Origin of the sequence: Roseivirga sp. 4D4 (assembly GCF_001747095.1) — a bacterium.
GTDB lineage: Bacteria > Bacteroidota > Bacteroidia > Cytophagales > Cyclobacteriaceae > Roseivirga.
In genome coordinates this window covers 874,140-889,046 of record NZ_MDGP01000001.1, presented here as the reverse complement: position 1 = coordinate 889,046, position 14,907 = coordinate 874,140, and the positions used below count along the sequence as shown (strand labels likewise).

Annotated in this window: 13 protein-coding genes; 7 read left to right on the top strand and 6 right to left on the bottom strand. The window is 42.7% G+C overall.

Features of this window, described 5'->3' with window-relative positions; genetic code table 11:
• Position 1: 1 nt before the first annotated feature.
• Together BFP97_RS03865 and BFP97_RS03860 are read right to left on the bottom strand one after the other, a co-directional pair.
• A complete protein-coding gene (locus tag BFP97_RS03865) occupies positions 2-748 on the bottom strand; it encodes a hypothetical protein (RefSeq protein ID WP_139135174.1) in 747 nt (248 codons plus the stop codon).
• On the bottom strand, positions 748-1,287 hold the full coding sequence (locus BFP97_RS03860; protein ID WP_069841149.1) for a hypothetical protein: 540 nt from the start codon (positions 1,285-1,287) through the stop codon (positions 748-750). Before BFP97_RS03860 ends, BFP97_RS03865 begins: the two co-directional genes overlap by 1 nt.
• 150 nt (positions 1,288-1,437) lie before the next feature.
• Between BFP97_RS03860 and BFP97_RS03855 the strand changes: the two genes are divergently transcribed.
• Complete coding sequence (locus BFP97_RS03855) at positions 1,438-2,334, top strand: Ppx/GppA phosphatase family protein (RefSeq protein ID WP_069841148.1); 897 nt, start codon at positions 1,438-1,440, stop codon at positions 2,332-2,334.
• A 50-nt stretch (positions 2,335-2,384) separates the two neighbouring features.
• Here the strand turns inward: BFP97_RS03855 and gyrB are convergent, their stop codons facing one another.
• The gene (gene gyrB, locus BFP97_RS03850; protein WP_069841147.1) at positions 2,385-4,343 is read right to left on the bottom strand and encodes a DNA topoisomerase (ATP-hydrolyzing) subunit B; all 1,959 of its coding nucleotides are present in this window, start codon (positions 4,341-4,343) and stop codon (positions 2,385-2,387) included.
• 110 nt (positions 4,344-4,453) lie between these two features.
• Positions 4,454-4,819: a CoA-binding protein gene (locus tag BFP97_RS03845; protein ID WP_069841146.1), complete on the bottom strand. Its 366-nt coding sequence runs from the start codon at positions 4,817-4,819 to the stop codon at positions 4,454-4,456.
• 102 nt (positions 4,820-4,921) lie between these two features.
• On the opposite strand from BFP97_RS03845, the gene BFP97_RS03840 reads away from it, so the two are divergent.
• The gene (locus BFP97_RS03840; protein WP_170827397.1) at positions 4,922-6,139 is read left to right on the top strand and encodes a thioredoxin family protein; all 1,218 of its coding nucleotides are present in this window, start codon (positions 4,922-4,924) and stop codon (positions 6,137-6,139) included.
• Positions 6,140-6,222: 83 nt separating this feature from the next.
• Here BFP97_RS03840 and BFP97_RS03835 read toward each other — a convergent pair whose 3' ends face one another.
• Both BFP97_RS03835 and BFP97_RS03830 read right to left on the bottom strand, forming a co-directional pair.
• Entirely contained in the window at positions 6,223-7,803 is a 1,581-nt protein-coding gene (locus tag BFP97_RS03835) for an NAD(P)/FAD-dependent oxidoreductase (protein ID WP_069841144.1), read from the bottom strand.
• A 140-nt stretch (positions 7,804-7,943) separates the two neighbouring features.
• Positions 7,944-8,912 carry a tryptophan 2,3-dioxygenase family protein gene (locus BFP97_RS03830; protein ID WP_069841143.1) on the bottom strand — a complete coding sequence of 323 codons (969 nt, stop codon included), beginning with the start codon at positions 8,910-8,912 and terminating at the stop codon, positions 7,944-7,946.
• A 63-nt stretch (positions 8,913-8,975) separates the two neighbouring features.
• Between BFP97_RS03830 and BFP97_RS03825 the strand changes: the two genes are divergently transcribed.
• From BFP97_RS03825 to BFP97_RS03805, 5 genes are all read left to right on the top strand, one after another.
• Entirely contained in the window at positions 8,976-10,190 is a 1,215-nt protein-coding gene (locus BFP97_RS03825; RefSeq protein WP_069841142.1) for an acyl-CoA dehydrogenase family protein, read from the top strand.
• Positions 10,191-10,359: 169 nt separating this feature from the next.
• Positions 10,360-10,641 carry a hypothetical protein gene (locus tag BFP97_RS03820; protein WP_069841141.1) on the top strand — a complete coding sequence of 94 codons (282 nt, stop codon included), beginning with the start codon at positions 10,360-10,362 and terminating at the stop codon, positions 10,639-10,641.
• Positions 10,642-10,650: 9 nt separating this feature from the next.
• Entirely contained in the window at positions 10,651-12,498 is a 1,848-nt protein-coding gene (locus tag BFP97_RS03815; protein WP_069841140.1) for a MutS-related protein, read from the top strand.
• A 142-nt stretch (positions 12,499-12,640) separates the two neighbouring features.
• Positions 12,641-14,005 carry a hypothetical protein gene (locus BFP97_RS03810; protein ID WP_139135173.1) on the top strand — a complete coding sequence of 455 codons (1,365 nt, stop codon included), beginning with the start codon at positions 12,641-12,643 and terminating at the stop codon, positions 14,003-14,005.
• A gap of 126 nt (positions 14,006-14,131) precedes the next feature.
• Positions 14,132-14,902 carry an SGNH/GDSL hydrolase family protein gene (locus BFP97_RS03805; protein ID WP_069841138.1) on the top strand — a complete coding sequence of 257 codons (771 nt, stop codon included), beginning with the start codon at positions 14,132-14,134 and terminating at the stop codon, positions 14,900-14,902.
• Positions 14,903-14,907: the final 5 nt, after the last annotated feature.

Genomic DNA, 14,907 nt, shown 5'->3' with positions numbered 1-14,907 from the left:
TTTAATCAGCAGTTACGCTTCCCTGAACAGCACCTAAACTCGTATCACCATAGGTTATATTATAGAAACCATTATCAGTTCTAATAATAAGGTTCGTGTCTGATATAATTACATCTAAGGGAATTGCACCTGGTAACTCCTTGAAGTCTATCTCAGTCAAAGTTCCTGTATCGGTGTAGTGATACATGGTCAATCCGCCTTTCTCACAAACAAATAGTCGGGAATTACTTACAGCCAAGCCAAATGGCGATCGTGTTTCATACACTCGAAGTACTTTGGGGTTCTCAATATCAGATATATCGATAGCCTCCAAGAAGTCTATTGTTCCTGACCTGCAATCCGAAATCTTAAGAGTCGAAAATGCAATACCATCTCTCGCCACCACCGGATCACAAGCGGTCAAGTGCTCGTAAGAAGATATGTAACCAATTCTATCATCACTTAGAATCCCTAGAAAGTGAACAGCATTGCTGCTGCCAACCAACAGATTATTGTTACCGTACGGGAATATGGTTTCTAACTGCCCTCCTACAAATACTTCATTAACAAAGGTCAACTCTCCTCCAGGTTCTATGGTGTAGTTACGGACATTCTGACCATTTAAGACTACCAAGTGATTGTTTATAACAGTGAACTTGGCCAGCGATCCACCGGTACCTGTACCAGACAGTTCAGGACTGAAGTCATTGGCGTCATCGCTACAAGCAAAAAAGGCAAGTGTTATAAGTAATAGGATTGTCTTCTTCATCACTTGTAGCATTTAGGGTTTGTGATGGTCGTTAATCTCCAACCAACAATGATTCCTCTCGATTCATCTGGGCATTCGAAATAGTAGCCCGAAAGTGGTGGCAGCTGATCATCATACTCACCTGATTTTAGCACATCGAGGTCTCTTGAGATGATCTCAATATTATCCGGATCATTCACATCTATTGCCAATAAGGAGTTGTACTGATTCACATAGACAATTCCATTTCGAATGACCATGTTCTCGCTACCCTGAACCTGAAGAAAACCTCGATTTACAGGGTTAGATGGATCAGCATTGTCAATAATATGAATACCCTTTCCCACATCATTCAAGAAAACTAAATCTCCTAACACATAGATTTGACCTGGGTCTTCTACTGGCCGTGTAGCTGTGAGTGCTATGCTATTGTCAACTTCGGTTAGATAAACTGGTTCATAACCTACTACGTCTCCTTCCGGAAAGCTTGGAGGGGGCGTATTGAAACAGCTTGTGAGGAGACAAACCATCAGGAGCGTTAGAAAAATGGAGTTCTTCATAAACTAATAACTCTTATTCGACCGAAAGGCGCAACATTGTTGCATTAAGAATTTGTTAAGTATTCTCAGCGTTGCTTTGTGAATAAATTACCAAGCCTGCCCAACAAAACAGCGTGAAATGAATAAATTAATTGCTGTAAACTATAAGAATTGAAATTAGCTGCAATTGACATTGGCTCAAACGCCATTAGATTTCAGGTAACCAATGTGATCAACTATGATGGAGAACTCTCTTTCAAGCGATTAGAATACATTAGATTTCCGCTTAGACTTGGAAATGATGTTTTCAAAAATAGAAGCATTGGCCCTGAAAAGGAGGATAAGTTTTTCAGGCTGATGAACGCTTTTAAGTTATTAATCGATCTATACGAAGTTGATGACTATTATGCCTGTGCTACTTCTGCCATGAGGGAATCTCAGAATGGCAGAAGTATCGTTCGCAGCGTGAAGGAACTTTTGGGCCTACACATTCATATCATTGATGGTGATGAAGAGGCCAAATTCATCAACAATGTGGTGCTAAAAGACTTGCCCCCAGACACCTTTCTCCATATTGACGTTGGTGGTGGAAGTACTGAGTTGAATATCATAAACAACAGGTCCAATCTAAATTCCCAATCCTTCAAATTAGGCTCCGTGAGAACATTAGAACTGGAGTCTGCTTATACTGAAATGGAGAAAATGACCTCCTGGATTAAGGACAACCTTGGTAACAACATTGAAGAAATTAAAGCGATCGGCACGGGAGGCAATATCCAAAAGCTTTATGAACTCAGTCATAAATCGACCAAAGAGCGACTAGCCGAAATCGACAATTTAGAGGTGACTTTGGAATTTCTAAAAGACCTCTCGACTGATGAAAAGATCAACAGACTAAGACTTAATCCAGATCGTGCCGATGTGATTGTTCCCGCAGGGAACATTTATCTAAGTGCCATGAAGGCCGCTAAAGCTCAAGAGATTCTCGTACCTGATGTCGGTCTTAAGGATGGCATTATGCAGATGTTGTACGAGAAACACATACCCGATGCACTGTTGGGAATATGAATGCATAAAAAAAGGGACCGAAGTCCCTCTTTATATCGTTTCTAAAAATGCTAAACATCGACTTTGGCGTACTTGGCATTCTTCTCGATGAAATCTCTTCGAGGTGCTACCTCATCTCCCATCAAGACTGAGAACAAGTGATCTGCTTCAGCCGCAGAGTCAATTGTAACTTGCTTCAAGCTTCTGTGAGAAGGATCCATGGTCGTTTCCCAAAGTTGCTCTGGGTTCATTTCGCCCAGACCTTTGTATCGCTGCACATTCACAGTATCCTCTTTCCCTTCACCAGCCATTTCTCTTGTCAAGATGGCACGTTGTGCTTCATCCCAGCAATATCGCTGGTCTTTACCCTTCTTCAACAAGTAAAGCGGTGGTAAGGCAATGTAGATATAACCTGCATCGATCAATGGCCTCATATACCTGAAAAAGAAGGTTAGAATCAAAGTACGAATATGACTACCATCAATATCAGCATCCGTCATGATGATGATCTTATGGTAGCGTAGTTTTTCCATATTCAATGCCTTCTCGTCTTCCTCCGTACCGAAAGAGACACCCAATGCTGTGATCATATTCTTGATCTCATCATTGTCATATATCTTATGCTCTTGGGCTTTTTCAACATTAAGTATCTTACCTCTCAAAGGCAGAATGGCCTGGAAATTCCTATCTCGTCCCTGCTTAGCTGAACCACCAGCAGAATCTCCCTCCACAAGGTAGATTTCGCATAACCCTGGGTCCTTTTCGGAGCAATCGGCAAGCTTACCTGGCAAACCTGTACCCGAGAGTACATTCTTACGCTGAACCATTTCACGAGCTTTTCGCGCAGCGTGCCTGGCTTGAGCTGCCAAGATGACCTTAGAAACGATCTGCTTAGCACTTTTAGGATTCTCTTCAAGATAAGTACTCAAAGTCTCACCCACGGATGACTCAACTGCTCCAGTAACTTCTGAGTTACCTAGTTTCGTTTTTGTCTGACCTTCGAACTGAGGCTCAGCCACCTTCACAGAAATTACAGCTGTCAGTCCTTCTCTAAAGTCATCACCACTGATTTCAACCTTTACTTTATCCAGCAATCCAGATTTATCGGCATAGGACTTCAGTGTTCTTGTAAGTGCCCTTCTAAATCCTGATACATGTGTACCTCCTTCTATGGTATTAATGTTATTCACATAACTCACCACATTCTCAGAGTATGACGTATTGTAAGTCATGGCTACCTGAACGGGTACACCATTCTTTTCTCCTTCAATGTAGATCGGTTCGTCTACTAGGTTTTCTCTCGTCTCATCTAAGTACTCAACGAATTCGGTCAGGCCGCCTTCAGAATGGAAAGTGTCAGACAAGAAGTTTCCGTCATCATCAGTTTCTCGTTTGTCTTCAAGGGTAATTGTTATCCCGGAATTCAAGAAGGCCAATTCTCTTAATCGCGAAGCAACCGTCTCATACTTGTATTCACTAACTGTGAAAATCTCTGTGTCTGGTAAGAAGTGAACCTTGGTACCATTCGAACTGGACTTACCCGTTTCCTTAACAGGGTATTTCGGAATACCTTTAGAATACTCTTGCTTAAATTCCTTTCCTTCTCTGTGGACAGTCACTTCTAACATAGAAGAAAGTGCGTTCACACATGACACACCAACACCGTGCAATCCACCAGAAACTTTATAAGTATCCTTGTCGAATTTACCTCCTGCGTGGAGTACTGTCATTACAACTTCTAATGCCGATCTTTTCTCCTTCGGGTGCATCCCTGTAGGGATACCTCTACCGTTGTCTTGGACGGTGATAGAATTATCTTCTTCAATGACTACAGATATGGTGTCACAGTGACCTGCTAACGCTTCATCAATTGAGTTATCAACTACCTCCCAAATCATGTGGTGCAGACCTTTAATTCCTACATCACCTATATACATAGCAGGACGCTTCCTAACCGCCTCTAATCCTTCTAAAACCTGAATATTACCTGCTGAATAATCTTTTTTCTGATTCGCTTTTTCTTCGCTCATAGATCTTTCGAAAACAATAATTTTTAGGGTTAAAATCCGTCTTGGCTGATCCCAAGAAAAAGTGGGTTCGGACTACCCAAAAACAAAGCACGAATATAAGGAAAAAAAGCTTAGTAAACGCCAGTCGAAAGCATAACTAAAGTACAGGCTTCGATACATTCAATACCTGCTTTTTCGGCCTTAATTTTAAACTCCTGATTCTCAGTACCGGGATTAAAAATTATTCGCTTTGGAGAAAGGGAAATCATGTAGTCATACCAGTCTTTTTGCCGGGTTGGATTGATATACAATGTGAGTGTTTCAACGTCATCAATTTTAGGTCTGTTGTTGACATTCAATATCTCTCGGCCGAGCACTTCTCCTTCTTGTATTCCTAACGGAATAAAATCAAAATCACGCTCTTCTAGCATTACTGCTGCTTGATGTGCATAGCGGTAAGCCTTTGGCACACTCCCTACAATCACTGTTTTTCCCATTAACCTAAATTAACAACAGATGGAACTATTTCTGCCTATTTTTGTCATTGATTATAATCAATGCAAATACCCAGCGTTGATTGTGAAACATTGAGAGGAGTTATGAAAGTTCACCTGATTGGAATATTGCTATTGTTAGGCAGCTTTGTCAAGGCAAATGACCTTGTCCAAATTCCATTTATTGAGGTAACCAATGCCAACGAATGGCAGGCGGCTTTCGATCAGGCCAAAACCGAAAACAAACTGGTGTTCGTGGATGCTTATACTGACTGGTGCAGCTATTGCCACAAACTCGATAAGGAAGTCTATACAGACCAATCAGTCGTTGACTACTACTCCAAGAATTTTATCAATGTGAAATTCGATGCCGAAAGCGATTTCGGGTACCCAAAAGCCGATCAACTCAACATCTCTGGCTACCCTACTTTGCTCTTTATGACTGGGCAGGATCAGGTATTCAAAGTTGTGGATGGTTTTGTACCTGCTGAGGCACTTCTTTCTTATGGCAAAGAGATTTCACGTATGATTTCCAGGCGGCCTGATCTGGAAGCGAAGTTTGATGCTAATACAATCACCAGAGATGAGCACCTTGAATTCATCGGTATTTTGGAAGGGACAGATGAGGTTAAGGCCAGCGAGGTAGCCAAAGCATATGTCAAAAAACTTAAAGAAGAAGACTTTCTAGACCTTCAGAACATCTGGCTCCTAGCAAGACATCAGAATCAACTCAACGGTTATCCATACCTATACATCTCAACCCATAAAGACTTATTGGTTGAAGCCCATGGCATCAATGAGTATAACGATTACATGACGGCTGTTTACAATGACAACCTAGAGTTGGCCATCAAATATGGTGACGATCAGTTGATGAACGATATCGTCCTCAACGTGCTACCGCATTTTGTTGAAAACGATCAGCTCCCGAATGCCAGATTCTCGACTCGATCTGTTTATTACGGTCAACGTGGTGAGTTTGAGCGCTATAAAATAGAGGTTAATTCTTACATGAATAACCATCTTTCAAATGACAGTAAGGCTGACTTTGCCCTATCAACCACTTATGAGATTATCGAGAACTATGCATCTAACGACATGATTGCATTCTCAACACAACTCCTCAAGCAGGCACTGGATATTGACGAGAAGAATTTCGAATTGAATTCTATTATTGGTTATGCCAAAGGCCTTTTGGGTGATTATAAGGATGCTGATAAGTATATCGAAATCGCGAAGTCGCTAGCCGAAGGTGAAGAAGAACTGGAAATCGTTCAGAGCCTTGCCGATGCTGTCCAAATGATGAAGGAGGGACAGGATTAGCTTCTAGCTTCTAGCTTCTAGCTTCTAGCTTCTAGCTTCTAGCTTCTAGCTTCTAGCTTCTAGCAAAAGTTAATTCTTAATTCTTAATTCTTAACCTTTCCATACGCAGCGATCAATCGATCGGCACACTTTTCTCCATCCATTGCAGCTGAGAGAATTCCACCGGCATAACCGGCTCCTTCTCCACAAGGATATAGTCTTTTGATTTGAAGGTGTTCACAAGATTCTTTATCTCTTGGAATTCTGACCGGTGATGAAGTTCTGCTTTCCACACCAACGATTTGGGCCTCATTCGAGAGATAACCTTTCATCTTTCGGCCAAAGGCCCTTAAACCTTCTTTCATGCGCATATGAACGGCTTCTGGGAGGACTTCACTCATGTCTACCGATACTAGGCCGGGCTGATACGAAGTATCATTCAGCGTGCCGGAAACATGGCCATTAATGTAATCGGACATTTTCTGAGCCGGAGCAGCTTGTGTTCCACCAGCGACCGCACAGGCACGCTGCTCGACTTCCTGTTGGAAGGCGAGCCCGGCCAAGTTACCGTGCTTCTGATAGTCTTTTAAATCCTCTAGTTCAATTGCCGTCACAATGCCTGAGTTGGCAAACTTGGAATCTCGTCTGGAAGGGCTCATGCCATTTACGACCACTTCACCGGGCGCTGTTGCCGATGGTACAATAAAGCCTCCTGGGCACATACAAAAACTGAACACACCTCTTTGCTGGCCTTGGTACTTGGTCTGGTGCACCAAGGCATATGATGATGCCGGTAACCATGGTCCACGATCGGTAGCACAGTGATACTGAATTCGATCGATCAATTGTTGTGGATGCTCTATCCGTATGCCAAGTGCGAAAGGTTTGGCTTCAATCAAAACCTTCTTCTTATCTAGTAAATGAAAGATATCTCTGGCCGAGTGTCCTGTTGCTAGAATTACGCCTAGTCCTTCTACCTCACTCCCATCTTCAAGGACCACTCCCTTCATTTCGTCTTCCTTGACAATGAAATCAGCCACTTTGGTATCGAAGTGAATTTCACCACCAGCACCTAAAACTGACTCACGGATTTCCTGAACCACCTTGGGCAGCTTATTTGTACCAATATGGGGGTGAGCATCTACCAGAATGTCTTCTGTAGCACCATGTGCCACCAAGATTTCCAATGACTTTTGAATATCTCCTCGCTTTTTGGATCGGGTGTAAAGCTTACCGTCCGAGTAAGTACCTGCACCACCTTCGCCAAAGCAATAATTGGATTCAGGGTTAACCACATGGTCCTTATTGATGGCTGCTATATCTCTTCTCCGTTTCTGAACATCACTCCCTCTCTCGATCACGATCGGCTTATAGCCCAGTTCAATGAGTCGCAGGGCTGCAAACATTCCAGCAGGACCAAATCCTACAATCACAACCGGTTCTGCACTAGCCACATTTGGATAGTCTCGCTTGTAAGAAATCAGTGGTGGTAGGTCTTCTTTGATCGAAACGAGCGCTTCGACATTGATTTTCACGCGTTGTGATCGTGCATCAATCGACCTTCTTACGGGTCTTACTTCCGCATCAGGCGAGTGGACTTGGGCTCTCTTGAGAATGGTTTCCTCGAATAACTCGGGATTGTAAGCCTGCTCTGGGCTTAATGTGGTTTTTACAGTCTTTATCATGGTCTTGTAGCCTATTTATGGCCAAATTTTATCTCCTTCCTTGGGGAAGGTGTCCGCAGGACGGAAGGGGATTTTCACCCCTGCCCCCGCCAGTTCCCGCGCTGAAGCTTCGGCACAAGAGTAGCCGGGAATATCCTTATCTAATGCTTTCCTCCAAGTTGTTGTATCACCCAGTGTTTACCCCAATCTCTTCTTTCCTCTTCACTCCAGAGTTCTGGAAAGAAAATCACCCCTTGAAAACGGGGCGGCAAATACTTTTGCCAATTTGTCCCACCGGTAGCGGCAATATCTACAGGGTCTTTATGAAGATAGCGCACTGCCGATCGATAATGCGCCAATGGCCAATCCACGTTAGCCAATAGATCATACTTTCTCAGTTCAGCCTTCAGTTCATCATTACCTTCTGCATTGGCGTAATGTTTCTGGTAAAGCGCGTATAGGTTTGTTGTTTCTACATCCTCCGCCAAGCGCATAAACTCTTTCGAGTACTTTTCCTCGAAATGCTGGAGTGTCAAGGTCTTCTTCCCAGACTTGAGTTCCGTGGCACCCGTCTTCCAATAAATTGCATCATAGAGCTCCTCTAAAGAGGAATCTTCACTGACTTCATCTCTCTTATCCTTATTCACCAGGTTGATCAGGCTAGTTGAGCCGATTTCAATCATCCTATACTGACCAGATTGAAAGCCAGAGGAAGGTAATAAAGACATTCTAAACTGGAGGAATTGCTCTCGCTCCATACCATCTGTCATGATACTGAACGAGTGGCATAAGTGCTCGAAGTAGTTATTCAAACGCTTCACTCGTGCAGTAAAGAACTTCAAATCAGGGTGTACATGCTCATGAAGCTGTTTCAGCTCCCACATAGCCAACTTGAAATACAACTCTGTAGACTGATGATAGATAATGAAGATCATCTCATCTGGAAAATCTGTTTTGGGTTGCTGAAGGCCTAAAAGTGAATCAAGGTTGATGTAATCCCAATATTTTAAGAAGTCGGCATGCAGTAAGCCATCCAGATAGGAAGACATATCTTGACCCATTGCCTCATACTTCGCTTCCAGCTTCTTAATTCTGTCAATTATGTCTTGGTCGATTTCCGAGTTGTTCATACGTTTGCATACATTAAAAAGTGGCTCAAAATTGACCACATTTAATTCAGAAAACAAATCACTATGAGCACTGATTCTTCTTCAAAAATTCAAAAATCTGCCAAGCAAGATGTTTTTGAACATCCCGACTTCTATGGTATGGATGACTTACTGACAGAAGAGCACAAAATGGTGCGCGGTGCAGTGCGTGATTTTGTTAAAAGAGAAATCTCTCCTTACATCGAAAGCTGGGCGGAGAATAATCACTTTCCTTACGAGATCGTGAAGAAATTCGGTGAGATAGGTGCTTTCGGCCCTCAATTGCCCGTTGAGTATGGTTGTGGTGGCATGGACTATATCTCCTACGGACTGATCATGCAGGAAATTGAGCGTGGTGATTCGGGTATGCGATCTACAGCATCTGTACAAGGATCTTTGGTGATGTACCCTATATACAAATTCGGAAACGAAGAACAGCGCAATAAGTATTTACCAAAGTTGGCTTCAGGTGAATGGCTAGGCTGCTTCGGTTTGACAGAACCAGACCATGGCTCAAACCCTTCAGGCATGACCACCAACTTTAAAGATATGGGCGACCATTACCTTTTGAATGGTGCCAAAATGTGGATTTCCAATGCTCCGAAAGCCGATGTTGCAGTGGTTTGGGCAAAAGATGAGACTGGTCGTATTCATGGCTTGATCGTAGAACGCGGCATGGAAGGTTTCTCTACCCCAGAAACCCATGGCAAATGGTCTTTAAGAGCCAGTACCACTGGTGAGCTTGTTTTCGATAATGTGAAAGTGCCTAAGGAAAACCTACTTCCTAACAAGAGCGGCTTGGGTGCACCGATGATGTGCCTTGACTCTGCCCGATATGGTATTGCCTGGGGAGCTATTGGTGCCGCGATGGACTGCTATGAGTCTGCCAGAAGATACTGTGCCGAACGAATCCAGTTCGATAAACCGATCGGATCCTTCCAGCTACAACAAAAGAAACTGGCAGAAATGCTCACTGAAATCACCAAGGCACAGTTGCTCAACCTCCGCCTAGGTCAGCTTTTCAATGAAGGCAAACAAACGACTCCGCAAATCTCTATGGCCAAGCGTAATGCCGTTGAAGTAGGATTGAACATCGCCAGAGAAGCGAGACAAATTCATGGTGGTATGGGTATTACTGGTGAGTATCCAATGATGCGTCATATGGCCAACCTTGAATCAGTGGTAACCTACGAAGGAACCCACGACATACACTTGCTAATTCTTGGTGCTGAGATTACCGGGATTCCGGCTTTCAAGTAAAGCCCCTCTAAATCTCCCCTTAGGGGAGACTTTCGAAAACTATATACAAGTCCTCTCCTTTGGAGGGGTTTGGAAGAGGCGGCAGTATCGCTATATAATATTACTTCAGTTGCTAATTCCTAAGGTTTTGATCATCTTCCAAAATGCAAACTCTTTATTCTCAGTCTTAATGCCTCGATACTTTAAACGGAACTGGCAAGAAACAAGAGGTGATGAATTTGATTCATGGGGGACTTCCGTCTGGTTCTTTGAAGTTGATGATCATAACTTTCCAACTCGCCAAATTGAGGTTTATCAGAATGGGAAGAGACTGAGGTATGATTCAAAAAACCCTTTTGATGATTACGGGCAACTAAGTGATCAAGCCTTAGATCTGGAAGAATTCAAAGAATTGGAAATTAGGCAAGATCAATTTCAACTAGAATGGGAAAAACCTGAACCACGATCCTAGTAGTAATCCGTGAAGATTTACCAAGACCATATAGAACAGTACAAGCAAGAGGCTGAAGCACTGGAGGAGCAGACTAGGAGGTATTCTTTGCTGAGACTAGTCGCTTTTATCTTCTCATTTATTCTGATCATCATTCTGGCCAATGAAAGGTTATTGGAAGTTGTTTGGGTCGTAGGCCCGATCTGCATTTTTGTCTTTGTCTCCTTGTTGAAGCATTACAACGAATTAATGCGACAAAAACAGCGGGCTAACTTCTTAAAGCAGATCAACGAAAATGAGCTCCTCAGACTAAAAAATGAGCTTTCAGGCTTTGACAAGGGTTTATCGCAGCTAGATGAGGAACATGCTTACATGGCCGATCTGGATATTTTTGGATCGCACTCACTCTTTCAACTTTTAAATAGAACCACCACAGAATCCGGCAGTCTCCGGCTGGCACAGTGGCTATCCCGACCAGCGACTAAGCCCATAATTCTGGAGCGCCAGCAGGCAATACAAGAGTTGAACCCTAACATAGTATGGAGACAGGAATTTGAAGCGGCTGGGCTACCTTTTGCCAATACCAATAGCGAGTACCAAAAACTTCTCAATTGGGTCGCTGGTGACAATCAATTGTTGTCAAAAAAGAATGTCTACCTGGCGGGTAGCGTAGTCTTGGGTGTACTGGCGTTGACTTTGGGATTATTGAGTTTCTTTAACTCCACTTCCCCCGATCTAAAGTTCTACCTCCCTCCCTTTCTGATTGTGATGTTTCTTAATTACCGCATCCTTAAAAAGGTAGCACCACTGTCTGAAGACATCATAGACAGCACCCACCAGAATGTTCAGACCTTAGGCGGTTATCAAATGCTAGCCCGGACTATTCTATCCGAAGAGTTTCAGTCAAAGAGACTTCAAGGGCTTCAAAAGGATTTGCAGCAGAAGGATTCTTCTGCCATCGATGAGATGGGCAGTTTAAAGAAGATACTCAGTTTCTTCCAGCTAAGGGGTACTAAGCGAAGTGACAACAACAAGTTCTATGGTCTGTTGAATCAGTTCTTACTTTTTGATATCTATTGTATTCTCAAGGCAGAGCAATGGAAGAGTAGAAACAGGGCTCACATTCAATCGTGGGTCGAGGCGATCAGTGAATTCGAAGCCCTCAATAGCCTCGCAGGCTTTGCCTATTCAAATCCTGATTTTGCATTTCCAGAAATTAAAGAAGCACCTTATCATATTCAGTTCGAAACACTCGGGCACCCATTGATCAATGCTGAAAACAGGGTCTGCAATGATTTCAATCTCAGTGGGCAAGGACAAATCACCATGATCACAGGCTCCAATATGGCGGGTAAGAGTACTTTCCTCAGGACCGTGGGCACAAACCTTGTTTTGGCCTTGATGGGCGCACCTTGTTGTGCCAAATCAGGACAGGTATCGCATATGAAGATGTTTACTAGTATGCGTACCAAAGACAACCTCGAAGAAGGTGTTTCTTCCTTCTATGCTGAATTACAAAGAGTAGAGCAACTGCTCGCATTGATCACCAGCGGTGAACCGATATTCTTTATGTTGGATGAAATGTTCAAGGGCACCAATTCTGAGGATCGTTACAAGGGTGGAGTATCCTTAATCAAGCAACTCAACGAGTTAAATGCTTTTGGTATTGTTTCCACACATGATCTGGAGTTGGCGAACCTATCGGGCAAACATATGATTGTTTCCAACCTTAGCTTTAACAGTAAAATAGCCGATGGAGAATTGAGCTTTAATTATAAACTCACGGAAGGTATTTGCACAGACTTTAATGCCAGCGAGTTGATGAAAAGAAGTGGTATTAAGGTGCTGAAGGATATTGAAAGCTTGTCGTTGGACTGATAAGAGTAGCCTCCCTAAGTCCATGCCATCTTGGGTTCTCCTGACCTAAGGAGAGACAAATTGAGTTGCTTATCCGAGAACTTATTGACATATTCCTCAAAAACCGGATTAACAATAACCCTCATCTTGAAATAAGATTAGTATGTCACACCTAAGATTGTTTTTAATACTAGCCCTCCTCACAAGCAGTTTAAGCACTAGAGCGCAAGATACTTTGACGGTTTGTGGCTCTAGAGCAATCATGGGTACAAATGCGAAAAGGGAATTCAAAGAGAACCCCCCAATGATTGAAGAGGGTGAAAAGGTTCTTACTCTTAAACACTATAAGTCAGATTTCTCATATCACATCAAGGTCTTAACAGGGGGGTTGAAAGGGAAAACTGGCTTTGTCTCAGAATTTGATCTATGCAGTGAAGAAGATATAATAAGAAAGTACTCCTATGATTCTTCCCTTGTTCGTATCGACTATGGATTTACTTACGACAAAAAAGTCAATGGACAAAGTTTACTGTCGGCAGGAGACACTGTGATTTCTTGTGGTGATTTAATCATTTACCGCGAAACAGTTGAACGCTACAAGGGGAAAGAGTATGTCCAAATGGAGCGTTATCGTGATGACAGAAAGGTCCCCTTCGGAACAGCCGCAGTGATTATAAGTGAGGTACAAGATTCGAGAAATAGTAGATATTTCAAGATAAAGCTATTGGAAGGTAAAGAAGAAGAATACATTGTCGGTCGCACTTACTTTTGTCCATCGGAAAGAGTTTATGCGCAAATGGTGGCGTCCAAAAAAAATAAAGCGAAAAATGAGACTCTTTATCGCTCCATCATGAGTGAATTGGGCCATACAAGAAATGGGCTTTTATTTTTGAGTCTATCATTAATATATAGCATAGTGCTCTGGATTCTCACCAAACTATCACCAAAATTAGATTTACTCAGAATGATTGAGCGCTTGGGAAGGCTTATAAGAAATTTCTTGTACCCGGTAGCTTTAGCCTTACTCATATATGTAATTTACCTCTGGACTGCGCTCCAAGATGGGTATGGAGGAATGATATTCATGTTCATTTGGCTAATCGCTCCAGCCATGCTGGTTTTCGCCTTAATCGCAATGGACAGAAATAGAACCGAAACCCTATCAGGCACTGTAGGTGGTGTTCCAGCCCGGTTTAGTAGAGTAATTGGCTCAGAAGATGGAGACCCAGATTTGGGTATTGATCGAGCATATAATACGATGGCTTGGTCTCTGGTCTTATTTTTCATTTATATACCAATCCACATACTGATCTATTTTGGCAAAATTGATTCTTTTATGTTCAGAGATATTAAAATGGCTCTGGACGACACTATTGGAATGGTCGCTGTAGCAGTGCTGTCAATGATTTTTGGTCGACTCATCACACTTCCAAAACCTCTTATAAACTTCTTTACTTTCTTTGGACGTGGATTATATCTCAATTATTTCATTTTCTTGATTATTTGGGGCTTAGAGGTGGGTCTCTGATGGCACAATCAAGTCAAAGTACTATAACCTTGTTTTCAGTGTGTAAATAAAACTTTGTTAGTTACTTTTTTACTCATCTTTCTCTCGTGAAAAATCCTGATCACATAAAATAAGCGTTTTGACCAGATGAACCTGAAATACATTCTTGGCACTATCATTTCCATTCCCCTCCTGCCCATTATGTACTATCAAGGCAAGCGAATTCGAAAGACTATTCCTTCGTTGCCGGAAGCAAAGGGGCCTTCAGGTACAGTAAAGCAAGAGAATGAGGCTAAACCGATAACCATCCTTGCTATCGGGGAAAGCACCTTTGCTGGCGTTGGAGTAGCGACACATGATGAAGGTTTTACGGGTTCCTTTGCCAAGGCGATTGCAGCATCATACAACACTTCAGTAGACTGGAAAGTATATGCTCGAAGCGGCTATACGGCTAAGAAGGTCACGGAAAGAATATTACCTAAAGTCGAGGAAGCATCCGCAGACCTCATCCTCATTGGGCTTGGAGGCAATGATGCGTTTACTTTAAATCGTCCCCATCAATGGAGGAAAGACATCAACCTTCTAATCGAAAAACTAAGAAAGAAGTATCCAGAGACACCGATTGTCTTTACCAATATGCCGCCAATTAAGGAGTTCCCAGCCTTTACCCCATTGATTCATTTTGTGGTCGGTAACCTGGTCGAGATACTTGGCGAAGAACTCAATGAGTTAATAAAGCATCATCCCAAAGTCTATTATAATAGCGCGGTTCTCACTATTGCCCATTGGAGCAAAGTGCTTGGCGTACCACCAGATAAATCTACTTTCTTCAGTGACGGTGTTCATCCCTCAAGGTTCACTTATCAGGTATGGGCACAAGAGATGGCTAGGTTTGTAAAAGAGAATGAGATTTTATAGCTCAA

Excerpts from the sequence above, each read along its gene's own strand:
- BFP97_RS03820 (WP_069841141.1), top strand. The coding sequence starts at position 10,360 with ATGCCTCGATACTTTAAACGGAACTGGCAAGAAACAAGAGGTGATGAA.
- BFP97_RS03865 (WP_139135174.1), bottom strand. The coding sequence starts at position 748 with ATGAAGAAGACAATCCTATTACTTATAACACTTGCCTTTTTTGCTTGT.
- BFP97_RS03845 (WP_069841146.1), bottom strand. The coding sequence starts at position 4,819 with ATGGGAAAAACAGTGATTGTAGGGAGTGTGCCAAAGGCTTACCGCTAT.
- BFP97_RS03840 (WP_170827397.1), top strand. The coding sequence starts at position 4,922 with ATGAAAGTTCACCTGATTGGAATATTGCTATTGTTAGGCAGCTTTGTC.
- BFP97_RS03805 (WP_069841138.1), top strand. The coding sequence starts at position 14,132 with ATGAACCTGAAATACATTCTTGGCACTATCATTTCCATTCCCCTCCTG.
- BFP97_RS03860 (WP_069841149.1), bottom strand. The coding sequence starts at position 1,287 with ATGAAGAACTCCATTTTTCTAACGCTCCTGATGGTTTGTCTCCTCACA.
- BFP97_RS03835 (WP_069841144.1), bottom strand. The coding sequence starts at position 7,803 with ATGATAAAGACTGTAAAAACCACATTAAGCCCAGAGCAGGCTTACAAT.
- gyrB (WP_069841147.1), bottom strand. The coding sequence starts at position 4,343 with ATGAGCGAAGAAAAAGCGAATCAGAAAAAAGATTATTCAGCAGGTAAT.
- BFP97_RS03830 (WP_069841143.1), bottom strand. The coding sequence starts at position 8,912 with ATGAACAACTCGGAAATCGACCAAGACATAATTGACAGAATTAAGAAG.
- BFP97_RS03825 (WP_069841142.1), top strand. The coding sequence starts at position 8,976 with ATGAGCACTGATTCTTCTTCAAAAATTCAAAAATCTGCCAAGCAAGAT.
- BFP97_RS03810 (WP_139135173.1), top strand. The coding sequence starts at position 12,641 with ATGTCACACCTAAGATTGTTTTTAATACTAGCCCTCCTCACAAGCAGT.